A 24832-nucleotide genomic window follows, 5' to 3' on the forward strand; every position below is an offset into this window, starting at 1 on the left:
CGAGTCAGCAACCACCAGACCAGTCGCGTTGCACACCGTGGCGCGAGCACGTTCGAACTAGCAAGGGGTAGCCGTCCGATGGCAACGTACGCGATCGTCAAGACCGGCGGTAAGCAGTACAAGGTCGCTGAGGGCGATCTCGTCAAGGTCGAGAAGATCGAGGGTGAGCCCGGCACTGCTGTCTCGCTTGCTCCGGTCCTCGTCGTCGACGGAGCCGAGCTGACCACCGACGCCGACAAGCTGGCGCAGGTCACGGTCACCGGCGAGATCGTCGAGCACACCAAGGGCCCGAAGATCCGCATCCACAAGTTCAAGAACAAGACCGGCTACCACAAGCGCCAGGGTCACCGTCAGAAGCTGACGGTCCTGAAGGTCACCGGCATCAAGTAATTCGGGCTTCCGCTTCAAACCCCAGGAGGGTTCGTCATGGCACACAAGAAGGGTGCATCCAGCTCCCGCAACGGTCGCGATTCGAACGCCAAGCGTCTCGGCGTCAAGCGCTTCGGCGGCCAGGCCGTCAGCGCCGGTGAGATCCTGGTGCGCCAGCGTGGCACCCACTTCCACCCCGGCGTGAACGTCGGTCGTGGCGGCGACGACACGCTCTTCGCGCTTGCTGCCGGTGCCGTCGAGTTCGGCACCAAGCGTGGTCGCAAGACGGTCAACATCGTTCCGGTCGCGGCAGACGCCTGATCTGCCGTCCGAATCGGACACCGCGAAGGTCTCCTTCGCACATACTCCCAGTAGGGGCGGACCAGGGTCGCACACCCGGGTCCGCCCCTACTGTTTTCGGACCATCGGCAGCGCGGTGGTCCCGGCACGACTCCGGTGATCCCGGCACAGCGGGAGCACCGGCCGACACAACAGTTCCACCATTCGACGGAGGTCCACCCATGTCCCGCTTCATCGACCGGGTGGTGCTGCACGTCACCGCCGGCAAGGGTGGTAACGGCTGCGCCTCCGTCCACCGGGAGAAGTTCAAGCCGCTCGGCGGCCCCGACGGGGGTAACGGCGGAAACGGCGGCAACGTCGTGCTCGAGGTGGACGAGGGTGTCCACACCCTCCTCGACTTCCACTTCCACCAGCACGCGAAGGCCACGAACGGCACCCAGGGCGCGGGCAGCAACCGCGACGGCGCCAACGGCGGCGACCTCGTGCTGAAGGTGCCCGACGGTACCGTCGTGCTCGACAAGGACGGCCGGATCCTGGCCGACCTGGTCGGCTCCGGCACCCGCTTCGTCGCCGCGCACGGCGGCCGCGGAGGTCTCGGCAACGCGGCCCTGGCGTCGAAGGCCCGCAAGGCCCCCGGCTTCGCCCTGCTCGGCGAGGAGGGGGAGGAGCGCGACCTCGTCCTCGAACTCAAGTCCGTCGCGGACGTCGGGCTGGTCGGTTTCCCGTCGGCGGGCAAATCGTCCCTGGTGTCGGTGCTGTCCGCGGCCAAGCCGAAGATCGCCGACTACCCGTTCACCACCCTCGTCCCCAACCTCGGGGTCGTGCAGTCGGGCGACACCACGTTCACCGTCGCCGACGTGCCGGGCCTGATTCCCGGTGCCAGCGAGGGCCGCGGGCTCGGCCTGGACTTCCTGCGCCACCTCGAGCGGTGCGCTGTGCTGGCCCACGTCGTCGACTGCGCCACGCTCGAGCCGGGCCGCGACCCGATCTCCGACATCGATGCGCTCGAGGCCGAGCTGGCCGCCTACCGGCCGGCGCTGTCCGGCGACAGCAGCCTGGGTGATCTCGCCGACCGTCCCCGCATCGTCATCCTGAACAAGGTCGACGTGCCCGACGCCGCCGAACTCGCGGACTTCGTCACCCCGGATCTCGAGGAGCGGGGCTGGCCGGTGTTCAGGATCTCCGCCGTCAGCCGGGAGGGGTTGCGGCCACTGACGTTCGCGCTGGCGCGAATGGTGGAGGAGTACCGGAAGGCGCATCCGCCGGCGGCGCCGCGACGGCCCGTCATCCGGCCCGTCGCCGTCGACGAGACCGGGTTCAGCGTCGTTGCCGATCCCGAGACGCCGGGCGGCTTCATCGTGCGCGGCACCCGGCCCGAACGCTGGGTGCGGCAGACCGCATTCGACAACGACGAGGCCGTCGGCTACCTCGCGGACCGGCTGGCCCGCCTCGGTGTCGAGGACGAACTCGTCAAGCAGGGCGCCGAACCGGGCGCGTCCGTCACGATCGGCGACGTCTCCTTCGAGTGGGAGCCGCAGACGCAGGCCGGCGTGGACGTCGTGCCCACCGGACGCGGCACCGACGCCCGCCTCGACCAGGTCGATCGCGTCGGGGCGGCCGAACGTCGCCACGCCAAGAAGGTGCGACGCGGTCTCGCGACCGACGACGAGTTCTGACCACCTCGAACCAGAAGCAGGAGATCGTGAGCGATACCCGGGAGGCCGTCGCCGGCGCACGCCGCGTCGTGGTGAAGATCGGCTCGTCCGCCATCACCAGCCTGGTCGGCGGACTGGACCGGGACCGACTCGACCGTCTCGTCGACGCGCTCGAGGGGCGCATGCGCGGCGGCTCGGACGTCGTGGTGGTGTCCTCCGGTGCGGTCGGTGCCGGACTCGCCCCGCTCGGCCTGACCGTCCGGCCCCGTGACCTGGCCACCAAGCAGGCCGCGGCCAGCGTCGGGCAGCTCGCCCTCGCCCACGCGTGGGGTACCTCCTTCGCGCGGTACGGCCGCACCGTCGGGCAGGTGCTGCTCACTGCCGACGACATCGCGCGACGCACCCAGCATCGCAACGCCCAGCGCACCCTCGACCGGCTGCGCGCGCTGCACGCCGTGCCGGTGGTCAACGAGAACGACACCGTCGCGACCGCCGAACTGCGCTTCGGTGACAACGACCGTCTCGCCGCGCTCGTCGCGCACCTCGTCGGGGCGGACGCGCTGATCCTGCTCTCCGATGTCGACGGCCTCTACGACGGCGATCCCCGCAAGGGCGATGCGCACCTCATCGCGGAGGTGACGAGCCCGGAGGACCTCGACGGCGTCGTCGCGGGGTCCGGGGGCGCCCTCGGCACGGGCGGGATGGCCTCGAAGCTGTCCGCGGCGCGACTGGCCGCCGACTCGGGGGTGCCGGTGCTGCTCACCGCCGCGTCCCAGGCCGACCGCGCCCTCGGTGCCGCGGATGTGGGGACCGCGTTCGCCCCTCGGCCCGACCGGATGTCCGCGCGGCGATTCTGGGTGCGGCACGCTGCCGACACCCACGGCACCCTGCACCTGGACGCGGGCGCGGTGCGGGCAGTGGTCGAACGGCGCCGTTCGCTGCTCGCGGCGGGCATCACCGGCATGAGCGGTCGCTTCCACGGCGGGGACGTGGTGGCGCTGGTCGGTCCCGACGGTCGGACGGTGGGGCGCGGAGTAGTGGCCTACGACGCGGCCGAACTGGACTGGATGATCGGGTTCTCCACCCGGCAGCTGCCGGCGGACCTGCAGCGGCCGGTGGTGCACGCCGACGACCTCGTGACCCTGTAGAGGCGGGCGCTCACCGGACCGGTGCGGCAGCCGGCGATCCGGCAGCGAGGGCCGTGAGCACCTCCGAGCACCCGGCGTCGACCTTCACCGTGGCCAGCGCATCGCCCCGGGTGGTGCCCCGGTTGACGATGCCCACGGGCTTGCCGAGTTTCGCGGCGTGCCGCACGAAGCGCAGTCCGGACATCACGGTGAGCGAGCTGCCGACCACGAGCAGCGCATCCGCCTCGTCGACGAGCGCGAACGCGCGCTCGACACGTTCGCGAGGCACCGATTCACCGAAGTACACGATGTCCGGTTTGAGCATTCCCCCGCACCGCTCGCAGTCCACCGGGCGGAAGCTGTCGGTGTCGTCGACGACCGCATCGGCGTCCGGGGCCACCTCCAGGCCTGTCGTCCCCCGGACCCGGTCGAGGAAGCCCGGATTCGCGGCGGCGAGTTGCTCGGCGAGGGTGAACCGCGAGAGCCGGTGGTTGCACGCCAGACAGCGCACCTGCGCGTAGCAGCCGTGCAGGTCGATCACCCGCCGGCTGCCGGCCTTGGTGTGCAGCAGGTCCACGTTCTGGGTGAGGACACCGAGGACGACGCCGCGCCGTTCGAGCGCGGCGAGGGCACGGTGCCCGGCGTTGGGCCGCGCGGAGTCCATGTGCCGCCACCCGACGTGGTTGCGCGCCCAGTAGCGGCGCCGGAACTCGGGATCGCCCACGAACTGCTGGTAGGTCATCGGGTTGCGGGGTGGCGCGCCGGGACTGCGGTAGTCCGGGATGCCGGAATCGGTGGAGATCCCGGCGCCGGTGAGCACGCACAACCGCCGGCCGTCGAGCAGGTGGTGCAGCGGTTCGATCACCCCGCCCAGGATAGCGGTGCGTCAGTACCCGGCGCTCGGGTCGACGACCGCGGCGAGGTCGAGGCCGGCCGCGAAGCGCGTGACGTTCTCGGTGACGTGCTCGGCGAACGCGGGGATGCGCAGCGCCGGGGGATTGGAATCGTGTGGCGTGATCATGGCATTGCGCAGGGACCACAGGGGGTGCCCGTCCGGCAGCGGTTCGGGATCCGTGACGTCCAGACCGGCGCCCGCGATGACACGGCGGCTGAGAGCATCCACCAGCGCGTCGGTGTCGACGAGGCTACCGCGGGCAACGTTGATCACCCACGCGGTGGGCTTCATCGCGGCGAGTTCGTCGGCCCCCACCAGCTGCTCGGTCTCAGCCGTGGCCGGGGCGGCGATCACGAAATGATCTGCGCGGGACCATACTTCGTCGATCCGTGCGACGGGGACGGTCTCCACGGCGCCCGGGACCGGACGGCCGCTGCGGGTGACCGCGAGCGCCTGCGCGCCCAGCGCGCCGAGCATGGGGATCAGGGCCCGGCCGATGCCCCCGGCGCCGATGATGCCGACGGTGGCGCCGCGCAGGGTTCCCAGCTGGGGGTAGAACACGCCCGGCGTCCACGACGTCGCGGCCAGATGGTCGGGCAGCGCCCGCACCCCGGCGAGCAGCAGCATGAGCGCATGCTCGGCGACCGTCGCGGCGAACGCCCCGGCAGCCGACGTCCACGTCACCTGGGGGTGAGCGCGGATGATGCCGGCGTCGAGCCAGTCCTCCACGCCGGCGGCGGGTAGCTGGACCCATCGCACCGACGTCGGCAACGCCGCGGGGAATTCGTCCGATCCGCCGGTCCAGACCACCGCGTCCGGGTGGTCGTCGAACCCGCATACGCGACCGCCGCCGGCCCCGATCGCCCGGTCGAACACGATGTCCGGGGCGGGGCCGACGGCGATCCGCGGCTGTCGCTCGTAGGTCATGGATCCGACTCTAGGCGCGAAGGGCCGGCCGGTCACACGCTGCGGGCGCTCAGACGACCTCGACGAGGGGGTACACGCCGTTCTCGTCGTGGACCTCCCGGCCGGTGACCGGCGGGTTGAACACGCAGAACATGCGCATCCGGGTGTCGGGCTCGACCCGGTGCCGCTCGTGGCCGTCGAGCAGGTACATCGTGCCGGGCGCGAGCGGGTACACGGTGCCGGTCTCGAGGTCGGTGAGCGTGCCGGTGCCCTCGATGAGCCACACGGCCTCGACGTGGTTGGCGTAGTGGAACTCGTTGACGGTGCCGGCCTCGATCGTGGTCTCGTGGAACGAGAAACCGACCTTGTCGCCGCCGAGCACGATGCGCTTGCTGCGCCAGTTGCCGTTGTCCGACGTGATGTCGCGGTCGGTGCCGGTGATTTCTTCGGTGGTACGGACGATCATGGGCAGGTCCTTCCGGTGCTCGTCTTCGCGTGCGGGGTTCGACGGTGGCCGGGGCTCAGGCCCGGACCACCGAGGTGGCCTCGCACAGGATGTTCAGGCCGTGCTCGAGCTCGTCGTCGCTGATCGTCAGCGGCGGGAGCAGCTTGACGACTTCGTCGGAGGGGCCGGAGGTCTCCGCGAGCAGGCCCTGCTCGAACGCCAGGGCACACACCTTCTGCGCGTCGCTCGGCTCGTCGAACACCAGGCCCTGAACCATGCCGCGGCCGCGGGTGGAGACGCCGTCGAACATGTCGGACAGGTTCATGAAGGTCTGCCGGATCCGCTCGCCCTTGCGCAGCGTGTCGCGCTCGAGACGGTCGTCGGCCCAGTAGTGCTGCAGCGCCTTCGCCGCGGTGACGAACGCCGGGTTGTTGCCGCGGAACGTGCCGTTGTGCTCGCCCGGGCCCCACACGTCGAGTTCACGCTTGAACAGCGTCAGCGCGAGCGGCAGGCCGTACCCGCCGATCGACTTCGACAGGGTCACGATGTCCGGGGTGATCCCGGCGACCTCGAACGAGAAGAACGGGCCGGTGCGGCCGCAGCCCATCTGCACGTCGTCGACGATGAGCAGGATGTCGCGCTCGGCGCACAGGTCCGCGAGGGCTCGCAGCCACTCGGGACGGGCGACGTTCACGCCACCCTCGCCCTGCACGGTCTCGACGATGACCGCCGCCGGGCGGTTCAGGCCGCTGCCGGAGTCGTCGAGCACGCGGGAGAACCAGTGGAAGTCCTCGGTGACGCCGTCGAAGTAGTTGTCGAACGGCATGGGGGTGGCATGCACCAGCGGCACGCCGGCCCCGGCCCGCTTCATCGAGTTGCCCGTCACCGACAGCGCACCCAGCGTCATCCCGTGGAACGCGTTGGTGAAGTTGATGATCGACTCGCGACCGGTGACCTTGCGGGCGAGCTTGAGGGCCGCCTCGACCGAGTTGGTGCCCGTGGGGCCGGGGAACTGGACCTTGTAGTCGAGGCCGCGCGGAGCCAGGATGTGGCTCTCGATCGACTCCAGCAGTTCCCGCTTGGCGGGGGTGGCCATGTCCAGGCCGTGGGTGATGCCGTCGCCCATGATGTAGTCCACGAGCGCGGTCTTCAGAATCGGGTTGTTGTGCCCGTAGTTGAGGGCTCCCGCACCGGCGAAGAAGTCGAGGTAGTCCTTGCCGTTCTCGTCGCGGATCCACGATCCGGATGCCGTTTCGAACACGGCCGGCCAGCCACGGCTGTAGCTGCGCACCTCGGATTCGAGGTGATCGAAAATGCTGTGCTTGGCGGGGGTTTCGGGGTGCTCCAGGATGGTCATTCCTCGTCCTCCTGCGGCGAATTCGTTTTCGCCGGTCGTGTATTCATTCGCCGATCGTGTAGAGATCCTCGGCCATGTGTGAATCGGGAAAATCCGAAGGGGTGAACAATTCGCTCCGGGTGATGCGCAGTCCGCGTCGCCGGGCGAGCGCGGTGAACATCGCGATCGATGCCTCGTTGTCCGGGCTGACCGTCGTCTCGAGCCGGGTCACACCGGCGTCGGTGAGTCGGTCCCACAGGCTGTCGAGCATCCGGCCCGCGACGCCGCGGCCCCGTTGGTCCTGGTCCACGGCCACCTGCCAGACGAACAGCGTGTCCGGTGCCTCCGGACGGCGGTAGCCGCTGACGAAACCGACCGCCTCGTCGTCACCAGCGGTGGCGACCACCGAGGTCGCCGCGAAGTCGCGGCACCACAGCACGTACGCGTAACTGGAATTGACGTCGAGCACTTTCGAATCGCGCGCGATCTGCCACATGCGAATTCCGTCGGAAATGCGCGGTGCGCGGAAATTCGGCTCGGCAGGTGCGTTCACCGTTTCGGCAGGCGCGGTGGGCGGGGTACTTCTCGGTGTCACAGGCGTCATAAGCGGTCTCGAACCTAACAACTTCGCGGGCGGGATTCACCCGCCTTGTCGGAATCCGTCACCGGATACCCCGCCTCCGTGCAGGTGAGACGCGGGTGTGAGAAGGATCACTCGATGTAGCGCCCGGACCGGTCGCGGCGATTATTTCGGGCTCGCGAGAGCCAGCGGGAGCACCGCGGACGCACCCGCGCGGATCAGGGTCCGGGCCGCCATCGTCAGCGTCCAGCCGGTGTCGGTGACCGCGTCGACGAGCAGGATCGGCCCAGGGTTTCCGTGGAGGTCGGGGCTCTCCCACGCGTCCACGAGGCCGGCGATCCGGTACGCCGAGTTCGCTGCCGTCACCGCGGGCCGGCCGGGCCGGGCACGCAGCACGCCGAGATCCTCGAGCCGGCCCAGCTGCGCCAGGCGCGTCGCGAGGGAACCGACCAGCAGGGGCCGGGTCGCCGACTCCAGGGCCATCACCGCGGTCGGCCGCTGCGTCCAGTCCCATGCTCGGAGCACGTCCACGGCGGCCTGCACGACCGCATCGGGCACCGGCGCGTCCGGGCCGTCCAGCAGCGCCCGCAGCCGCGGCCCCCATCCCAGGTCCGACAGCCGGCCGAGGACCCGCCCCGGCTCGGGTCCGTCGGTGATCTTTCCGGACAGCGCCACGCCGAGCTTGGCCATTCCGGTCGGCCACTGCCGCCGCGGCGGTAGGTCCACCCCCGGCCGATCCAACCGGGCCCGCACCCGGCCCAGTTCGGTGTCGTCGACGTCCGCCGACCACCGGGCCCCGCAGCAGTTGTCGCACCGACCGCAGCCCGCGGTCTCGGATGTCAGGCCGGGATCGTCGAGCTGGGTGCGCAGGAACACCATCCGGCACCCGGTGGTCCGCTCGTACTCGAGCATCGCCTCCTGCTCGGCCGCACGCGCCTGCTCGAGCTTGGCGTACCGGTCGGCGTCGTACTCCCACGGCGCACCGGTGGCGATCCAGCCGCCCTTGACCCGGCGCACCGCACCGTCCACGTCGAGCACCTTGAGCACCATCTCCAGCCGGGACCGGGTGAGGTCGACCAGTGGCTCGAGGGCCTGCGTGGACTGCGGCCGCTCCGGCTCGAGCACCTCGATCACCCGCCGCACCACCTCCTCCCGCGGGAAGGCCACCGACGCGAACCAGCTCCAGATCTGCCGGTCCTCGGGACCCGGAAGCAGAATCACCTCCGCGCGCTCGGTCGCGCGCCCCGCGCGCCCGACCTGCTGGTAGTAGGAAATCGGCGACGACGGGGCTCCCAGGTGCACGACGAACCCGAGATCCGGTTTGTCGAAGCCCATGCCCAGGGCCGAGGTGGCGATCAGCGCCTTGACCCGGTCGCCGAGCAGGTCCGCCTCGAGCTGTTCCCGCTCGGTGGGGTCCGACTGCCCGGTGTATGCCGCGACGGTGTGACCGTGCTCGGACAGCAGCGCGGCCAGGTCGTGCGCGGCCGACACGGTGAGGGTGTAGACGATCCCGGACCCGGGCAGCTCGTCGAGGTGCTGGGCGAGCCACGCCGCCCGGCGGGCGGGCTCGTCGATCCGCAGGACCGACAAGTGCAGCGACGGCCGGTCGAGGCCCCCGCGCAGTACGAGGGTCTCGCCCCGGCCCTCCCCGACGCCGAGTTGTGCCGCCACGTCCGCGACGACGCGGTCGTTCGCGGTCGCGGTGGTCGCGAGCACCGGGATGCCCTCGCCGAGGTCGGCGACGAGGGTGCGGATACGCCGGTAGTCCGGGCGGAAGTCGTGGCCCCAGTCCGAGACGCAGTGCGCCTCGTCGACCACCACCAGCCCGGCGTCGCGGGCGAGCGACGGCAGCACCTGGTCGCGGAAGTCCGGATTGTTCAGTCGCTCCGGGCTGACGAGCAGCACGTCCACCGCGCCGTCGGCGACCTGCCGATGGATCTCTTCCCACTCGGTGACGTTGCCGGAGTTGATCGTGGCGGCATGGACACCCGCGCGCCGCGCCGCCTCCACCTGGTTGCGCATCAGGGCCAAAAGGGGGGAGACGATCACGGTCGGCCCGTGCCCGCGGGCACGGAGCAACTTGGCGGAGATGAAGTAGACCGCCGACTTGCCCCACCCCGTGCGCTGGACGACCAGCGCTCGCCGGCGATGCACCACCAGTGCCTCGATGGCGTTCCACTGGTCCTCGCGCAACCGGGCCCCGGGTCCGGCGAGATCGCGGAGCAGTCGTTCGGCGTCGTCGCGTAGATCCGTGGTGGCGGTGCTCATGGGACCCATCGTGCCGGACGGTGACGACATCGGGGCGCCGGCGAGGCCGGCGGTGGTGTCCGCTTCGGGGACGAACGTGCCCGGTTCCGCGACGAACGGGGTCGTTCCGGCGGCGAACGACCCGTCGGGCCGGTCGGGATGCCGCGTCCCGTCCCCGCGTGGACGCGGGACGCCGTTCGCGTCGGGACCGTCGGCGTCCCAGCCGCCCGGAGCCGGGAGCGGTGCAGTCGCGATGGTAGGACCGACTGCCGCACAGGCACTTTCGGGCACCGTCGCGGGGGTGGCGTGCGGCCGCGTGGATCCGGTGGGGTGGCCTGCGGCGGGGGAGTGGTCCGCGCCCCAACCGGCCGATCGCTGTGACGGAGACTTCGTCGACCGCCGGGCATGCTCGTACCCTGTTCGCTATGCAGACGCAGTTCCTCCGCCCCGCATCCGACTCTTCCCCGAGCCGAATCGACCACCCGGCGTTCCGGCAGAAGGTCGTCTCCGCGGAGGAAGCCGTCCGCTGGATCCAGCCCGGCCACACCGTCGCCATCAGCGGCTTCGCCAGCGCCGGCACGCCGAAGGCGATCACCCCCGCGCTCGCGGAACGCATCGGGGCGGCCCGCGCGGCCGGCACCGACTTCACGGTCAACCTCCTCACCGGCGCGTCGGTCTCCGCCGAGACCGAGCGGATGCTGTCCGAGGTGGCCGGCATCTCCCTGCGGATGCCGTACCAGGCCGAACCCACCGCCCGCCGCAACATCAACAACGGCCGGATGGACTACGTCGACATCCACCTGTCCCACGTCGCCCAGCAGGTCTGGGAGGGCTACTACGGACACGTCGACGTCGCGGTCGTCGAGGTCTCCGGCGTGACCGAGACCGGGGAACTGATCCCGTCCGCGTCGATCGGCAACAACAAGACCTGGCTCGACGTCGCCGAGAAGGTGATCCTCGAGGTCAACTCGTGGGTTCCGGCCGCGATGACGGGCATCCACGACGTGTACTACGGCACCGCGCTGCCGCCGCACCGCAAGCCGATCATGCTCACCGACGTCGAGGACCGCATCGGCCAGAGCACGTTCCGCGTCGACCCCGACAAGGTCGTCGCGGTCGTCGAGACCCATGCCCGCGACAGCGCCAGCCCGCTGACCCCGCCGGACGCGGTGAGCCGGGCGATCGCCGCGCACGTGCTCGACTTCTTCGAGCACGAGGTCTCCCGCGGACGGCTGCCCGCGGATGCGCTCCTGCCGCTCCAGTCCGGCATCGGCAACGTGGCCAACGCGGTCCTCCAGGGGCTCGACGCCGGACCCCACAAGGGGCTGACCTGCTACTCCGAGGTCATCCAGGACGGCATGCTGCACCTGATCAAGCACGGCACCGTCCGCTTCGCGTCCGCCACGTCGCTGGCGTTGAGCGAGGCCGGGATCGACGAGCTGGTGTCCAACATCGACTTCTACCGCGAGCACATCGTGCTGCGTCCGCAGGAGATCAGCAACCATCCCGAGATCGTGCGCCGCCTCGGCATCATCGCCATGAACGGCATGCTCGAGGCCGACATCTACGGCAACGTCAACTCCACCCACGTCATGGGCACCAAGATCATGAACGGGATCGGGGGATCCGGCGACTTCGCGCGCAACGGCTACCTGTCGATGTTCCTGAGTCCGTCCACCGCGAAGGGCGGGAGCATCTCGTCGATCGTGCCGATGGTGCCGCACGTCGACCACACCGAACACGACGTGCAGGTCCTGGTCACCGAACAGGGACTTGCGGACCTGCGCGGGCTGTCGCCGCGGCGCCGGGCGCGGGTCGTCGTCGACAACTGCGCCCACCCGGACTACCGGGACATGTTGCACGACTACGTCGACCGGGCCGAGGCCGTGCCGGATGCGGGACACACCCCGCATCTGCTCGGCGAGGCCCTGTCCTTCCACCAGCGTTTCCTGGAGACGGGATCCATGCTGGCGCAGTGAATCCCGCGGGTCGCCGACCGGCGTCAGCCGCCGGCGACCGGCGCGGGATCGATCGGCTGCTGGGGCAGCGACTGCGTGACCGCCGCCGACACCGTCTGCAGCGGAGTCGGACCCGAACCGTTCGGCACCGTCAGCGCCACGTACACCGGCCGGTCCACGACGAACCACGTGCTCGCGTCGATGCCCTCCGCGGCGCCGGACACCTCGAACCACTGGACGCCGTCGACCACCTGCAGCGCCGCCGCGCGATCGAACTCCGCGGGCCGCTCCAGTCCGCACCGCAGCACCACCGGCTCGCCCTCGACGGGCTGCCACGCCGCGGCGCCCGCGGGGGCCGGGTCCGTCAGCTCCGCGCGGCGCAGGTCGCCGACCTCCTCGGGCAACGCTCCCAGCAGGGCCGCGCACTCCGGTGACTCGGCCTGCGGCGCCACCACCGGTCCCAGCGCCACGGGCGCCAGTTCCGGGGTGCGGTTCGCCAGCACCGCCGCCACCACGATGCCGATCAGCAACGCCACCGGCAGCGCGACGGCCGTGGCGACGAGGGCAGGGCTGCGGCGGTGCTCGTCGTCGCCGGACGTGCCGTCGGGATCGGGGTCGGGGGAGACTGTCGGCTCGGTCATGATCTCTCGGAGTCGGGGAACGGTAGCGTGGTCGAAACTACCGTGTCCGCCACCGCCCGCCCCGCATCGACCCACGAACGGGAGGATCGCATCACCGCGCCCGACCGCCCCGGCCCCACCGTCGCCGACCTCGGCGAGTTCCCCGTGATCGACCGCGCGGTCGCCGGACGCCGCCAGCCCCCCACCACCCTCGTCGGACCGGGACACGACGCGGCTCTCGTCGCCGCCGCCGACGGACGGGTCGCCGTCTCCACCGACATGCTCGTCGAGGGCCGGCACTTCCGCCTCGACTGGTCCACCCCGCACGAGGTCGGGCGTAAGGCCGTCGCCCAGAACGGTGCCGACGTCGCGGCGATGGGCGCTCGCCCCACCGCCTTCCTCGTCGGGCTCGGCTGCCCGCCCGACACCCCGGTCGGCGTGCTCGACGGCGTCTCCGCCGGGATCGGGGAGGCCGCCGAGGCGCTCGGCGCCGGCGTAGTCGGCGGCGACCTGGTGCAGGCGTCGCAACTGGTCGTGGCGGTGACCGTCCTCGGCGACCTCGGCGGGAACCCGCCTCTCCTGCGGTCCGCGGCCCGGCCCGGCGACATCGTCGCGCTGGCCGGTCCGACCGGGCGTTCCGCCGCCGGACTGGCCGTGCTCACCGCCGGACTCGCCGGTCACCCGGATCTGGTGGCCGCCCACAAGGTGCCGTCGCCCCCGTACGCCGCGGGCCCCGCCGCGGCCGCCGCCGGGGCCCACGCCGCAACCGACATCTCCGACGGCCTGCTCGCCGACCTCGGGCACATCGCCGCCGCGTCCGGCGTCGCGATCGACGTCTCGCACGAGCTGCTCGAGCCCGGACCCGGGCTGCGGTCCGCCGCCGCGGAACTCGGTGTCGACGTGTGGGAGTGGGTGCTCACCGGCGGCGAGGACCACGCCCTGGCCGCCTGCTTTCCCCCGGACGCGTCGCTACCCGCCGGCTGGCGTCCCGTCGGCACGGTGCGTGAGGGCCGCGGCGTCACCGTCGACGGTCACGACCGGCCGGGCCCCGGAGGCTGGCAGAGCTTCTCGAGATAGGTTTCAGGACATGGCTGTGTATGCGCTCGGCGACCGTGTGCCCGATATTCATCCCGACGCCTGGGTCCATCCCGATGCGGTGGTCATCGGCGACGTCACCCTCGGTGCCCGCGCCTCGGTGTGGCCCACCGCGGTCCTGCGCGGCGACTACGGCCGGATCGTCGTCGGCGCCGAGAGCAACATCCAGGACGGGACGATCATCCACTGCACCGCCGTGGACGCCACCGTCATCGGCGCCGGAACCGTCGTCGGCCACAACGCCCACATCGAGGGCTCCACCATCGGCGACGGCTGCCTGATCGGTTCCGGCTCCCTCGTGCTCAACGGCTCCGTCGTCGGCGACGGGGCGATCGTCGCGGCCGGTGCGCTCGTGGCTCCCCGCTTCCAGGTCCCGCCGCGCTCGATGGCGATGGGTGTCCCGGCGAAGGTCCGGGAGGGATACGAGGTGCCGGAGGGGCACATCGACGCCAACGCCAAGATGTACGCGGCGAACGCCGAGTACTACCGCGGCGCGCTGCGGCGGATCGACTAGAAGGACCGGGCACCACCGATGGCTGTACGACCCTTGCCGGAGATCGTCGAGGAGGGCTGGGCGCGGGCACTGGCCCCCGTCGCCGACGACATCGCCGCGATGGGTGATTTCCTGCGCGCCGAGAACGCCGCCGGACGTGGCTACCTGCCCGCCGGCGCGAACGTGCTGCGGGCCTTCACCGAGCCGTTCGACCGGGTGAAGGTGCTCATCGTCGGCCAGGACCCGTACCCGACGCCGGGTCATGCCGTCGGGCTGAGCTTCTCGGTCGCACCGGACGTACGTCCGGTGCCGCGCAGCCTGGCCAACATCTACCGCGAGTACAGCGACGACCTCGGCCTGCCGACACCACCGAACGGCGACCTCACGCCGTGGTCGGCGCAGGGGGTGCTGCTGCTCAACCGCGTCCTGACGGTGCAGCCCGGCCAGCCCGCGTCGCACCGCGGCAAGGGCTGGGAGCGCGTGACCGAGCAGGCGATCCGAGCGCTCGTCGCGCGCACGGCACCACTCGTCGCGATCCTGTGGGGTCGGGACGCGGCCACGCTCGAGCCGATGCTCGGCGACGTGCCCACCGTGAAGTCGGCGCACCCGTCGCCGCTGTCGGCCTCCCGCGGGTTCTTCGGTTCCCGCCCCTTCAGCCGAGCGAACGCGTTGCTGGCCGATCAGGGCGGGAACCCGGTGGACTGGCGCCTGGCCTGAACCGGGTGCGGCTGAGCCCCGGTCGTTCAGGCCCGGTCGTTCAGCCCCGGTCGCTCAGCCGCAGTCGCTCAGCCCCGGTCGATCGACTCGAAGTCGGGGCGCCGCTTCTCTACGAACGCGTCGACACCCTCGATGCCCGTGGGGGTGGTGGCCGCCGCGGCGATCGCCTCGGCCTCCGCGTCGAGCTGCTCGGACAACGACCGTCCCGTGGACTCGGCCACCAGTCGCCGGATGCCGGCGTAGGCGGCGGTGGGACCGTTCGCGAGGGTGCGAGCCACCCGCATCGCCTCGCCCTGCACCTCGTCGTCGGCCACGAGACGGCTGAGCACCCCGAGCCGCACGGCCTCGTCGGCGTTCAGGACACAGTCGGTCAGGATGATCTCCCGCGCGCGGGCGACCCCCACGACGCGCGGCAAGGTCCACGACATCCCGCCGTCGGGTGTGAACCCGATCGACGGGTACGCCGGGCGCAGCTTCGTCGAGGGACCGCCGAGTGCGATGTCTGCGTGCAGCACGATGCTCATGCCCGCGCCCGCCGCCCAGCCCTGGACCGCGGCCACCACGGGCATGCGAGCCGCGTCGAGGGCACGGACGAAGTCGTGGAACAGGCGTGCGACGTCGCCGACGAACTCGCCGCGGTCCGGCGCGGCGGCGAACGCACGGACGTCGCCGCCCGCGCAGAAGTTGGCGCCTTCACCGACGAGCAGAACGGCGCCGACCCCGGCGCCGGCGGATCGCAGGGCCTCGATCCCCTGGGCCATGCCCGCGGGGGAGAGGGAGGTGCCACGCTCGGCGGTCGCCACGGCGATGCGCAGCACGCCGTCCTCGATACGGACGTGGGACAGTACTGATTCGGTCACCCGGGGCACCCTACCGGGTGCCCCGACGGTCGGTGCGAGGCCGTCGCTACCGTCCGGGCGAGCCTCTTGTGACGGGTGGTTGCGAGTCCCTCGCGAGGGGGACCGGACACGACGAGGCCCCGGCGTCGCAACGCCGGGGCCTCGTCGAACCGGATATCAGCCGCGGACGACCTTGCCTGCCTTGAGGCAGGAGGTGCACACGTTGACCTTGCGCGTGTTGCCCGGGGCAACCTGAGCGCGAACGCTCTGGATGTTCGGGTTCCAACGACGGTTGGTACGCCGGTGCGAGTGCGAGACCGACTTACCGAAGCCGGGGCCCTTGGCGCATACGTCGCAGACGGCAGCCATAGTCGCGAACTCCTTGGTGAGTAGTGGATATTTTCGTGTCTTCGTCGGCCTGCGAACACGGGAAGGCGTCCGCCACCCGTGCGAGGCAACCCTGCAAGCGTAGCGGGTGGGTGTGGCAATGGCCAAACCGGCCGGCCTGCGGGCACACCGTTACCCTTGCGTCACCGGTTGCGTGGTGGGCGAAGAGGGGGAAGCAGGTGCTCGAGGTCGGGGAAGCAGTCGACGGGACCGCCCTGCGCAGATGGGTGGATCTCGGGTTGCGGGTCCTCGCCGAGCGCCGCGACGAGATCAACAGCCTCAACGTCTTCCCCGTCCCCGACGGCGATACCGGCACCAACCTGCTCGTCACCCTGCGCTCCGCGGCAGCGGAACTCGACACCTCCGCGGCCGACGCCGACGATGTCGCCACGATCGTCGGCGCCCTGGCGCGCGGCGCCTTCCACGGCGCCCGCGGCAACTCCGGGGTCATCCTCGCCCAGATGCTGCGTGGCCTGGCCGATGCGCTCGACGGTGCCGTCGTGGTCGACGGCGCCGAACTCGGGCGCGCCTGGTGTCATGCCGCCGACCTCGTCACCCGCGCCCTGAGCTGCCCCGCCGAGGGCACGATCGTCAGTGTGCTGCACGCGGCCGCCGACGGCGCGCACGCGGCCGGCGGATCCGGTTCGCTCGTGGCGGTGGCGACCGCGGCGGCCGATGCCGCCGCCGAGGCCGTGCAACGCACCACGGCACAGCTCGACGTGCTGGCCGAGGCTGGGGTCGTCGATGCCGGTGGACTCGGTCTGCTCCTGCTGCTGGACGCGTTCGTCGAGACGGTTTCCGGCCGGCGTCCGGACCGGGCGCCGATCGCGACGTCGCGGCCCGGCGCCCCCGTCCGGCATGTCGGGCACGACGGGCGCGGCCTCCGCGACGACGGCCAGGACTTCGAGGTCATGTACTTCGTGGAAGGCTCCGACACCACCCGCATGGACGTCCTGCGTGCCCGTCTCGACGCGCTGGGGGACTCGGTTGCCGTCGTCGGTGACGGCGCCGGCACCTGGTCCGTGCACGTGCACTGCTGCGACGCGGGAGCCGCCGTCGAGGCCGGCCTGGAGGCCGGGAGGCTGCACCAGGTCAGCGTCACCTGCTTCGCGCTGGAGGCTCGGCAGCGGAGCGGCGTCGATCCGGTCGGTTCCGGTGCCGGAACTCGCTCGGTGCTCGCCGTCGTGGCCGGCGACGGAGCGGCGGAACTGTTCGAAGCCGAGGGTGCCGCGATCGTGCGAGCGGACCATCCGATCACCCGCCGGCATCTGCTCGACGCGATCCGCCGGCTGGGCAGCCGCGACGTGATGGTTCTGCCCAACGGTGCGCTGCCCGCCCAGGAACTCGTCGCCGTGGGTGCGGCGGCCCGCGACCACCGGCGTGAGGTGATGTTCCTGCCCTGTTCGTCGATGGTGCAGGGGCTGGCGTCGCTCGCGGTGCACGACCCGAGCCGCGATTCCGCCGACGACGCCTTCGCCATGTCGGAGGCGGCCGCCGCGACGCGGTGGGGCTCGTTGCGCATCGCGAACGAACGCGCCCTGACCTGGGTGGGAACCTGCGAGCCGGGGCACAGCCTGGGCCTGTCGGGTCACGATGTCGTAGTCATCGAGCATGATCTCGTGACGGCGGGAGCGTCGCTGCTCGACAAGGTGCTCGCCGCGGGCGGAGAGCTCGTGACGATGCTCGTCGGTCTCGACGCCCCCGACGGACTCGCCGAGCAGCTGACCCGGCACGTCAACGACCGCCACCCCGAGGTGGAGGTGCTGGTGTACCACGGAGGGCAGCGCAGCGACCTGCTGCAGCTCGGCGTGGAATAGCCGGCACAGGAACAGTCGGACGCCGGATACCGGTGTCGATCGGAGCGGAGAGGACGGCAGTGGCGACACTCGCGGACCGACTCGATCATCTTCTCGGCCGCAAGACCGCGGAGGCACTCGCCGAGTCGTTCGGCATGACCACCGTCGAGGACCTGCTGCGCCACTACCCCCACCGGTACGCCACCCAGGGCGCCGAGCTCGGCGACTCGCAACCGGCCGAGGGCCAGCACGTGACGATCATCGCGCGGGTGGCCAAGGCCGACGAGGTGCGGATGAAGAGCCGCCCCGGTACCCGTCTCGCTGTCGTGCTCGAATCGGACCGGCAGAAGATCGACGTGACCTTCTTCAACCCGCACAAGGTCAAGTACAACATCAAGCCCGGGGTGCGCGGCATGTTCTCCGGCACTGTCAAGTACTTCCGTGACAAGTGGAGCCTGGCCCACCCGAGCTACATCATCCTGCCCGAGCCCCGCGGCCCCGAGATCGGCGGCGCGGCCCCCCGGCCCGCCCGGGTACGTGGCGCCGGCGCCCTCGCCGGGATGGCCCGCAGTGCCCAGGGCGACGGCGGCATCGACATGTCGATCTTCGACCGGGCCCTCATCCCGATGTATCCCGCCACCCGCGACGTCGAATCGTGGACCGTGATGCGATGCGTGCGGCAGATCCTCGACCAGCTCGAGACCGTCGACGACCCGCTGCCCGACTGGGTGCGTCGCGAGCACGGCCTGATCGGGCTGGACGAGGCGCTGCGCCGCATCCACCTGCCCGACGACCGGGACGACGTCACCGCCGCCCGCGAGCGCCTGCGGTTCGACGAGGCCGCGGCGGTGCAGCTCGTGCTCGCCCGGCGCCGACACGACGTCGCGGTGCGCACCGCCCCGGCGTGCCCGCGCCGCAGCGGCGGTATCGCCGACGAGTTCGATCGGAGGCTGCCGTTCGAACTGACCGCCGGCCAGCTCGCCGTCGCGGGCGAGATCGCGGCCGACCTCGCCGGCGAGCATCCGATGAATCGGTTGCTGCAGGGCGAGGTCGGTTCGGGCAAGACGATCGTGGCGCTGCGGGCCATGCTGCAGGTCATCGACGCGGGGCACCAGTGCGCGCTGCTCGCCCCGACCGAAGTTCTCGCCGCCCAGCATGCGCGGTCGCTGACGAGGATGCTCGGCGACCTCGCCGAGGCGGGCGAACTCGGTGCCCACGAACTGGCCACGAAGGTCACCCTCGTGACGGGATCGATGGGCACGGCCCGCAAGCGGCAGGCCCTGCTCGACATCGTGAGCGGCGACTCGGGGCTCGTGATCGGCACCCACGCGCTGATCCAGCAGGGCGTCGAGTTCCACGACCTCGGGCTCGTCGTCGTCGACGAACAACACCGCTTCGGGGTGGAGCAGCGCGACGTGCTGCGCAACCGCGGCCGCGACGGTGCCAGCCCGCACGTGCTGGTGATGACGGCGACACCGATCCCGCGCACCATCGCGATGACCGTCCTCGGCGACCTCGAGGTGTCCACATTGCGGGAACTGCCCCGCGGCCGGTCGCCCATCACCAGCCGGGTCGTGGCGGCGAAGGTGCATCCGAGCTGGGTGACGCGCGCCTGGGAACGCATCGGCGAGGAGGTCGCGGCGGGCCGGCAGGCGTATGTGGTGTGCTCGCGCATCGGCGACGGCGACAGCGACGAGGACGCCGACCTCGTCGACGTCGACGTCGACGAGGCGGAGACGACCGGCGGGCGCAGGGGAAAGGGCACGCCTCCCGAGACGAAGTCGGTTCTCCAGCAGTTCGAGGAGCTCGCCGGGGGGCCGCTCGCCCATCTGCGGGTCGGGCTGCTGCACGGGCGCCTGCCCGCCGACGAGAAGGACGCGGTGATGCGCGACTTCGCCGCGGGCGACATCGACGTGCTGGTGTGCACCACCGTCGTCGAAGTGGGCGTGGATGTGCCCAACGCGACGGTGATGGTCATCGTGGATGCCGATCGCTTCGGGGTCAGCCAGCTGCATCAGCTGCGCGGCCGGGTGGGCCGGGGCGGGCATGCGGGGCTCTGCCTGCTCGTGACCGATTCAAAACCGGGCGCGCCCGCCATGGCCCGCCTCGAGGCCGTCGCCGCGACGACCGACGGATTCGCGCTCGCCCAGCTGGACCTGCAGCAGCGCCGCGAGGGGGACGTGCTCGGCGTCGCCCAGTCGGGCACCACGTCGACGCTGCGGATGCTCTCGCTCGTCGACGACGTCGAGGTCATCTCGGCCGCGCAGGCCTTCGCCCGTGCGGTGACCGACCGTGATCCGCGGCTCGAGGACCACCCCGGTCTGGCCCGCATGGTCTCGGCCGCGCTCGACACCGAACGGGTCGCGTACCTCGAGAAGTCGTGAGGTTACGTTTCGCGCACGTCGGGTGCGGCGCCCGCGTGAGGTGACGGCGGACGCCTCCTCCGTGTTTCCGGCGCGTTAAAGATCTCTCGACCTGCATCGTTTCAGTCGGCCGAAGACTGCCGTTCGTCCCACGATCTGGGATGCAGGCGCCGAACGGAGTGTTACGTCGCGGTACCGTCGTCCAATGTTCTCCAAAGTGCTTGTCGCCAACCGAGGCGAGATCGCGATCCGCGCGTTCCGTGCCGCCTACGAACTGGGTGCCGGTACCGTCGCGGTGTTTCCGTACGAGGACCGCAATTCCCTGCACCGGCTCAAGGCCGACGAGGCCTACCAGATCGGGGAGCAGGGGCATCCGGTCCGCGCGTACCTGTCCGTGGCTGAGATCGTCGCCGCCGCCAAGAAGGCCGGGGCCGACGCGGTCTACCCCGGCTACGGCTTCCTGTCCGAGAACCCGGATCTGGCGGCGGCGTGTGCGGCGGAAGGCATCACCTTCATCGGTCCGTCGGCGCACGTGCTGGAGCTGACCGGGAACAAGGCCCGGGCGATCGCCGCGGCGAAGGCGGCGGGCCTGCCGGTGCTGGCGTCGTCCGAGCCGTCGGCCGACCTCGAGGAGCTGCTCGAGGCGGCCGAGTCGATGGAGTTCCCGATCTTCGTCAAGGCCGTCGCCGGCGGCGGCGGACGCGGCATGCGGCGCGTCGCCGAGCGCAGCCAGCTGCGCGAGGCGATCGAGGCGGCGTCCCGAGAGGCGGACGCGGCGTTCGGCGATCCCACGGTGTTCCTCGAGCAGGCCGTGGTCGATCCCCGGCACATCGAGGTGCAGATCCTGGCCGACGGCCAGGGCAACGTCATGCACCTGTTCGAGCGAGACTGCTCGCTACAGCGCCGCCACCAGAAGGTCATCGAGCTGGCCCCGGCACCGAACCTCGCGCCCGAGCTGCGCGAGCGGATCTGCGCGGACGCCGTCGCGTTCGCGAAGCAGATCGGCTACAGCTGCGCCGGCACCGTCGAATTCCTCCTCGACTCCCGCGGCAACCACGTCTTCATCGAGATGAACCCGCGTATCCAGGTCGAGCACACGGTTACCGAGGAGATCACCGACGTCGACCTCGTGCAGGCGCAGCTGCGCATCGCCTCCGGCGAGTCGCTGACCGACCTGGGCCTGTCGCAGGACAAGGTCGCCATCCGCGGCGCGGCGCTGCAGTGCCGCATCACCACCGAGGATCCGGCCAACGGCTTCCGGCCCGACACCGGCCGCATCAGTGCCTACCGCACGCCCGGCGGCGCCGGCATCCGCCTCGACGGCGGCACCTCCGTCGGCGCCGAGGTCTCCGCCCACTTCGACTCGATGCTGGTCAAGCTCACGGCCCGCGGCCGCGACCTGCCCACCGCCGTCGCCCGCGCCCGCCGCGCGGTCACCGAGTTCCGCATCCGCGGCGTGTCGACGAACATCCCCTTCCTGCAGGCCGTGCTCGACGACCCGGACTTCCGGGCCGGCAACGTCACCACGTCGTTCATCGACGAGCGACCCCAGTTGCTGACCGCCAAGACGTCCGCGGACCGCGGCACCAAGATCGTCGAGTACCTGGCCGACGTGACGGTGAACAAGCCGCACGGCGAGCGCCCGACGACGGTGTACCCGCACGACAAGCTGCCGAAGATCGACCTCGACGCCGCCCCGCCGGCAGGCTCGCGGCAGCGGCTGCTCGCCCTCGGCCCGGACGGCTTCGCGAAGGCGCTGCGCGAACAGAAGGCCCTCGCCGTCACCGACACCACCTTCCGCGACGCGCACCAGTCGCTGCTCGCGACCCGCGTGCGCAGCAAGGACCTGCTCACCGTCGCCGGTCACGTCGCGCGGATGACCCCGCAACTGCTGTCGATCGAGGCGTGGGGCGGCGCCACCTACGACGTCGCGCTGCGGTTCCTGCACGAGGATCCGTGGGAGCGTCTCGCGGCGCTGCGCGAGGCCATCCCCAACATCAACCTGCAGATGCTGCTGCGCGGCCGGAACACGGTCGGCTACACCCCGTACCCGGAGGTGGTGACCCGCGCGTTCGTCCGTGAGGCCACCGACACCGGCATCGACATCTTCCGCATCTTCGACGCGCTGAACAACGTCGACCAGATGCGGCCGGCGATCGACGCGGTCCGCGAGACCGGGACCGCCCTGGCCGAGGTCGCGATGTCCTACACCGGGGACCTGTCGAATCCCGGAGAGACGCTCTACACCCTCGACTACTACCTGCGCCTGGCGGAGCAGATCGTCGAGGCCGGGGCCCACGTGCTGGCGATCAAGGACATGGCCGGACTGCTGCGCGCCCCCGCGGCCGCCACCCTGGTCTCGGCGCTGCGCAGCAACTTCGACCTGCCGGTGCACGTGCACACCCACGACACCCCCGGCGGCCAGCTCGCGACGTACCTCGCGGCGTGGCAGGCCGGCGCCGACGCCGTCGACGGGGCGTCCGCCGCGCTGGCCGGCACCACCAGTCAGCCCGCGCTGTCGGCGATCGTCGCCGCGGCGGCCCACTCGGAGCACGACACCGGCCTCGACCTGCAGGCCGTGTGCGACCTCGAGCCGTACTGGGAGGCGCTGCGCAAGGTGTACGCGCCGTTCGAGTCGGGCCTGCCCGCACCCACGGGCCGCGTCTACACCCACGAGATCCCCGGCGGGCAGCTGTCGAATCTGCGGCAGCAGGCCATCGCGCTGGGCTTGGGTGACCGGTTCGAGGAGGTCGAGGCAAAGTACGCCGCCGCCGACCGGATGCTCGGTCGGCTGGTCAAGGTCACCCCCTCGTCGAAGGTCGTCGGTGACCTGGCTCTGCACCTGGTGGGCTCCGGCGTCGCCAGCGAGGAGTTCGCGGCCGATCCGTCCCGCTTCGACATCCCGGACTCGGTGATCGGATTCCTCCGCGGCGAGCTCGGCACTCCGCCCGGCGGGTGGCCCGAGCCGTTCCGCTCGAAGGCCCTCGAGGGCCGGGGCGCCCCCAAGGCCGAGGTGCCGCTGACGTCCGAGGAGGAGAAGGCCCTCGACGACACCTCCACCGAGCGCCGCGCCACCTTGAACCGGCTGCTGTTCCCCGGCCCGACCCAGGCGTTCCTCGAGCACCGGGACCGCTACGGCGACACCTCGGAGCTGTCGGCCAACCAGTTCTTCTACGGGCTGCGGCGCGGGGAGGAACACCGGGTGCGCCTGGACAAGGGCGTCGAGCTGCTGATCGGGCTCGAGGCGATCTCCGAGCCGGACGAGCGCGGCTTCCGGACCGTGATGTGCATCCTCAACGGGCAGCTGCGCCCGGTGTCGGTGCGCGACAAGTCCGTCGCCAGCGAGGTTCCGGCCGCGGAGAAGGCCGATCGCGCCAACCCCGGGCACGTCGCCGCGCCCTTCGCCGGCGCCGTGACCCTCCTGGTCGCCGAGGGTGACCGGGTCGCCGCCGGCGACACCGTCGCCACCATCGAGGCGATGAAGATGGAGGCCGCGATCACCGCTCCGCGCGGCGGCGTGGTCACTCGCGTCGCCCTCGCCGGGGTGTCCCAGGTGGAGGGCGGTGACCTGCTGGTCGTCGTGTCCACCGAGGAGAGCGCGGAGTGATCGGACGGTTCTCCGGGACGGTGCGATGACCCGGATCGTGGCCGGCCGGGCCGGGGGGCGGCGCCTGAAGGTGCCGCCCCGCGGGACCCGCCCCACCTCCGAGCGGGTCCGCGAGGCGCTGTTCAGCTCGCTCACGGCCCGGATGGAGCTCGACGGCGCGTCGGTGCTGGACCTGTACGCCGGCTCCGGCGCGCTCGGACTCGAGGCGTTGTCCCGGGGCGCTGCCCACGCCCTGCTCGTCGAGTCCGACGCGCAGGCCGCCGCGGTGATTCGCCGGAACATCCGCGAACTCGGGCTGCCTGCGGTGCTGCGGGCGGCGCCGGTGGCCGCGGTGCTCGGCGGTGCCCCGGACCGGGTCTACGACCTCGTGCTCGCAGATCCGCCGTATGCGGTGACCGAGCAGGCGGTGTCCGCGATGCTCACCGTTTTGGTCGACGGGGGCTGGGTGGGGGAGGGCTCGGTGGTGGTGCTCGAGCGTTCTTCCCGCTCGCCGGAGACGGTCTGGCCGGACGCCCTCGAACCGGAACGCGTCCGCAAGTACGGTGAGACCCGGATCGAGATCGCCACCTGCTACGGTTCGGACTCATGAGCAGTGCGGTCTGCCCCGGTTCGTTCGATCCCGTGACCAACGGCCACCTCGACGTCATCTCGCGGACTGCCGTGCAGTTCGACGAAGTGACGGTGACCGTCGTGATCAACCCCAACAAGCAGGGAATGTTCACGGTCCCCGAGCGCATCGAGATGCTCACCGAAGCCACCGCCCATCTCGGCAACGTGCGCGTCGACTCCTGGCAGGGCCTGCTGGTGGACTACGCACGCGCCCACGGGATCACCGCCATCGTCAAGGGCCTGCGCGGGGCCAACGACTTCGACTACGAGCTGCAGATGGCGCAGATGAACCACAAGCTCACCGGCGTCGACACCCTCTTCGTCGCGACCAACCCGGCCTACAGCTACCTGTCGAGTTCACTCGTCAAGGAGGTCGCCACCTACGGCGGCGACGTCGCCGACATGCTTCCGGCAACGGTGCACAAGCGGCTCCTGGCGCGGATCGCGGAGCGGACAGCCGCGCAGCGCTGATCGGACCCAGCCGCGCA

At 71.3% G+C, this 24832-nt stretch carries 22 protein-coding genes; 13 read left to right on the plus strand and 9 right to left on the minus strand.

All coding sequences use genetic code 11. The features are described 5' to 3' along the window. Positions 1 to 78 precede the first annotated feature (78 nt). The 4 genes from rplU to proB all read left to right on the plus strand — a co-directional run bounded on the left by rplU (position 79) and on the right by proB (position 3472). Complete coding sequence (gene rplU, locus F1734_RS11540) at positions 79 to 390, plus strand: 50S ribosomal protein L21 (RefSeq protein ID WP_003939076.1); 312 nt, start codon at positions 79 to 81, stop codon at positions 388 to 390. A 36-nt stretch (positions 391 to 426) separates the two neighbouring features. Further along, positions 427 to 690 (plus strand): 50S ribosomal protein L27, encoded by a 264-nt coding sequence (gene rpmA, locus F1734_RS11545; protein ID WP_003939075.1) that lies wholly within the window; start codon positions 427 to 429, stop codon positions 688 to 690. Positions 691 to 890: 200 nt separating this feature from the next. After that, positions 891 to 2345, plus strand: coding sequence for a GTPase ObgE (gene obgE / locus F1734_RS11550; RefSeq protein WP_010592808.1), 1455 nt, complete (start codon positions 891 to 893; stop codon positions 2343 to 2345). A gap of 26 nt (positions 2346 to 2371) precedes the next feature. Next, on the plus strand, positions 2372 to 3472 hold the full coding sequence (proB, locus tag F1734_RS11555) for a glutamate 5-kinase (protein WP_010592807.1): 1101 nt from the start codon (positions 2372 to 2374) through the stop codon (positions 3470 to 3472). 10 nt (positions 3473 to 3482) lie between these two features. Here proB and F1734_RS11560 read toward each other — a convergent pair whose 3' ends face one another. From F1734_RS11560 to F1734_RS11585, 6 genes are all read right to left on the minus strand, one after another. After that, the gene (locus F1734_RS11560; protein ID WP_064066182.1) at positions 3483 to 4316 is read right to left on the minus strand and encodes an NAD-dependent protein deacetylase; all 834 of its coding nucleotides are present in this window, start codon (positions 4314 to 4316) and stop codon (positions 3483 to 3485) included. A 21-nt stretch (positions 4317 to 4337) separates the two neighbouring features. Next, positions 4338 to 5273 (minus strand): D-isomer specific 2-hydroxyacid dehydrogenase family protein, encoded by a 936-nt coding sequence (locus F1734_RS11565; RefSeq protein WP_017680520.1) that lies wholly within the window; start codon positions 5271 to 5273, stop codon positions 4338 to 4340. A 49-nt stretch (positions 5274 to 5322) separates the two neighbouring features. Continuing rightward, on the minus strand, positions 5323 to 5718 hold the full coding sequence (locus F1734_RS11570; protein WP_010592804.1) for an ectoine synthase: 396 nt from the start codon (positions 5716 to 5718) through the stop codon (positions 5323 to 5325). Between the two features lie 55 nt (positions 5719 to 5773). After that, positions 5774 to 7054, minus strand: a complete 1281-nt coding sequence (gene ectB / locus F1734_RS11575) for a diaminobutyrate--2-oxoglutarate transaminase (RefSeq protein ID WP_010592803.1) — start codon at positions 7052 to 7054, stop codon at positions 5774 to 5776. A gap of 43 nt (positions 7055 to 7097) precedes the next feature. Then, entirely contained in the window at positions 7098 to 7637 is a 540-nt protein-coding gene (ectA, locus tag F1734_RS11580) for a diaminobutyrate acetyltransferase (protein WP_026137701.1), read from the minus strand. Between the two features lie 141 nt (positions 7638 to 7778). Continuing rightward, on the minus strand, positions 7779 to 9881 hold the full coding sequence (locus tag F1734_RS11585) for a RecQ family ATP-dependent DNA helicase (RefSeq protein WP_203011704.1): 2103 nt from the start codon (positions 9879 to 9881) through the stop codon (positions 7779 to 7781). A gap of 404 nt (positions 9882 to 10285) precedes the next feature. Here F1734_RS11585 and F1734_RS11590 point away from each other — a divergent pair, with 404 nt between their 5' ends. Continuing rightward, positions 10286 to 11839, plus strand: coding sequence for an acetyl-CoA hydrolase/transferase family protein (locus F1734_RS11590; protein WP_010592800.1), 1554 nt, complete (start codon positions 10286 to 10288; stop codon positions 11837 to 11839). 23 nt (positions 11840 to 11862) lie between these two features. On the opposite strand, the gene F1734_RS11595 is transcribed toward F1734_RS11590, so the two are convergent. Beyond that, positions 11863 to 12459, minus strand: coding sequence for a DUF3515 domain-containing protein (locus F1734_RS11595; RefSeq protein ID WP_010592799.1), 597 nt, complete (start codon positions 12457 to 12459; stop codon positions 11863 to 11865). 90 nt (positions 12460 to 12549) lie between these two features. Here F1734_RS11595 and F1734_RS11600 point away from each other — a divergent pair, with 90 nt between their 5' ends. The 3 genes from F1734_RS11600 to F1734_RS11610 are packed head-to-tail and all read left to right on the plus strand — an operon-like array spanning position 12550 to position 14743. Further along, a complete protein-coding gene (locus F1734_RS11600) occupies positions 12550 to 13515 on the plus strand; it encodes a thiamine-phosphate kinase (RefSeq protein WP_072786457.1) in 966 nt (321 codons plus the stop codon). A gap of 10 nt (positions 13516 to 13525) precedes the next feature. Continuing rightward, on the plus strand, positions 13526 to 14047 hold the full coding sequence (locus F1734_RS11605) for a gamma carbonic anhydrase family protein (protein ID WP_010592797.1): 522 nt from the start codon (positions 13526 to 13528) through the stop codon (positions 14045 to 14047). Positions 14048 to 14065: 18 nt separating this feature from the next. Further along, positions 14066 to 14743, plus strand: a complete 678-nt coding sequence (locus tag F1734_RS11610) for a uracil-DNA glycosylase (RefSeq protein ID WP_010592796.1) — start codon at positions 14066 to 14068, stop codon at positions 14741 to 14743. Positions 14744 to 14811: 68 nt separating this feature from the next. Here the strand turns inward: F1734_RS11610 and F1734_RS11615 are convergent, their stop codons facing one another. Both F1734_RS11615 and rpmB read right to left on the minus strand, forming a co-directional pair. Continuing rightward, positions 14812 to 15603 (minus strand): enoyl-CoA hydratase-related protein, encoded by a 792-nt coding sequence (locus F1734_RS11615; protein ID WP_010592795.1) that lies wholly within the window; start codon positions 15601 to 15603, stop codon positions 14812 to 14814. Positions 15604 to 15759: 156 nt separating this feature from the next. Continuing rightward, a complete protein-coding gene (gene rpmB, locus F1734_RS11620) occupies positions 15760 to 15951 on the minus strand; it encodes a 50S ribosomal protein L28 (RefSeq protein ID WP_003939060.1) in 192 nt (63 codons plus the stop codon). 197 nt (positions 15952 to 16148) lie between these two features. Between rpmB and F1734_RS11625 the strand changes: the two genes are divergently transcribed. The 5 genes from F1734_RS11625 (at position 16149) to coaD (ending at position 24815) form a co-directional block, all read left to right on the plus strand. Then, on the plus strand, positions 16149 to 17786 hold the full coding sequence (locus tag F1734_RS11625) for a DAK2 domain-containing protein (RefSeq protein WP_017680525.1): 1638 nt from the start codon (positions 16149 to 16151) through the stop codon (positions 17784 to 17786). Positions 17787 to 17845: 59 nt separating this feature from the next. Continuing rightward, the gene (recG, locus tag F1734_RS11630) at positions 17846 to 20149 is read left to right on the plus strand and encodes an ATP-dependent DNA helicase RecG (protein WP_010592792.1); all 2304 of its coding nucleotides are present in this window, start codon (positions 17846 to 17848) and stop codon (positions 20147 to 20149) included. Between the two features lie 184 nt (positions 20150 to 20333). Beyond that, the gene (locus tag F1734_RS11635) at positions 20334 to 23735 is read left to right on the plus strand and encodes a pyruvate carboxylase (protein ID WP_203011705.1); all 3402 of its coding nucleotides are present in this window, start codon (positions 20334 to 20336) and stop codon (positions 23733 to 23735) included. Then, a complete protein-coding gene (gene rsmD, locus F1734_RS11640; protein ID WP_228287162.1) occupies positions 23692 to 24324 on the plus strand; it encodes a 16S rRNA (guanine(966)-N(2))-methyltransferase RsmD in 633 nt (210 codons plus the stop codon). The genes F1734_RS11635 and rsmD overlap by 44 nt, the downstream gene beginning before the upstream one ends. Then, positions 24321 to 24815: a pantetheine-phosphate adenylyltransferase gene (gene coaD / locus F1734_RS11645; RefSeq protein WP_003939055.1), complete on the plus strand. Its 495-nt coding sequence runs from the start codon at positions 24321 to 24323 to the stop codon at positions 24813 to 24815. Before rsmD ends, coaD begins: the two co-directional genes overlap by 4 nt. The last annotated feature ends 17 nt before the right edge of the window (positions 24816 to 24832 follow it).

The sequence above is a fragment of the Rhodococcus ruber genome (genome assembly GCF_016804345.1).
GTDB classification, from domain to species: Bacteria; Actinomycetota; Actinomycetes; order Mycobacteriales; family Mycobacteriaceae; genus Rhodococcus; species Rhodococcus ruber.

Bases quoted from the DNA above. Each gene is read 5' to 3' on its own strand.
- rplU (WP_003939076.1), top strand. From the start codon at position 79: ATGGCAACGTACGCGATCGTCAAGACCGGCGGTAAGCAGTACAAGGTC.
- rpmA (WP_003939075.1), top strand. From the start codon at position 427: ATGGCACACAAGAAGGGTGCATCCAGCTCCCGCAACGGTCGCGATTCG.
- obgE (WP_010592808.1), top strand. From the start codon at position 891: ATGTCCCGCTTCATCGACCGGGTGGTGCTGCACGTCACCGCCGGCAAG.
- F1734_RS11565 (WP_017680520.1), bottom strand. From the start codon at position 5,273: ATGACCTACGAGCGACAGCCGCGGATCGCCGTCGGCCCCGCCCCGGAC.
- F1734_RS11570 (WP_010592804.1), bottom strand. From the start codon at position 5,718: ATGATCGTCCGTACCACCGAAGAAATCACCGGCACCGACCGCGACATC.
- ectB (WP_010592803.1), bottom strand. From the start codon at position 7,054: ATGACCATCCTGGAGCACCCCGAAACCCCCGCCAAGCACAGCATTTTC.
- ectA (WP_026137701.1), bottom strand. From the start codon at position 7,637: ATGACGCCTGTGACACCGAGAAGTACCCCGCCCACCGCGCCTGCCGAA.
- F1734_RS11585 (WP_203011704.1), bottom strand. From the start codon at position 9,881: ATGAGCACCGCCACCACGGATCTACGCGACGACGCCGAACGACTGCTC.
- F1734_RS11590 (WP_010592800.1), top strand. From the start codon at position 10,286: ATGCAGACGCAGTTCCTCCGCCCCGCATCCGACTCTTCCCCGAGCCGA.
- F1734_RS11595 (WP_010592799.1), bottom strand. From the start codon at position 12,459: ATGACCGAGCCGACAGTCTCCCCCGACCCCGATCCCGACGGCACGTCC.
- F1734_RS11605 (WP_010592797.1), top strand. From the start codon at position 13,526: ATGGCTGTGTATGCGCTCGGCGACCGTGTGCCCGATATTCATCCCGAC.
- F1734_RS11610 (WP_010592796.1), top strand. From the start codon at position 14,066: ATGGCTGTACGACCCTTGCCGGAGATCGTCGAGGAGGGCTGGGCGCGG.
- rpmB (WP_003939060.1), bottom strand. From the start codon at position 15,951: ATGGCTGCCGTCTGCGACGTATGCGCCAAGGGCCCCGGCTTCGGTAAG.
- F1734_RS11635 (WP_203011705.1), top strand. From the start codon at position 20,334: ATGTTCTCCAAAGTGCTTGTCGCCAACCGAGGCGAGATCGCGATCCGC.
- coaD (WP_003939055.1), top strand. From the start codon at position 24,321: ATGAGCAGTGCGGTCTGCCCCGGTTCGTTCGATCCCGTGACCAACGGC.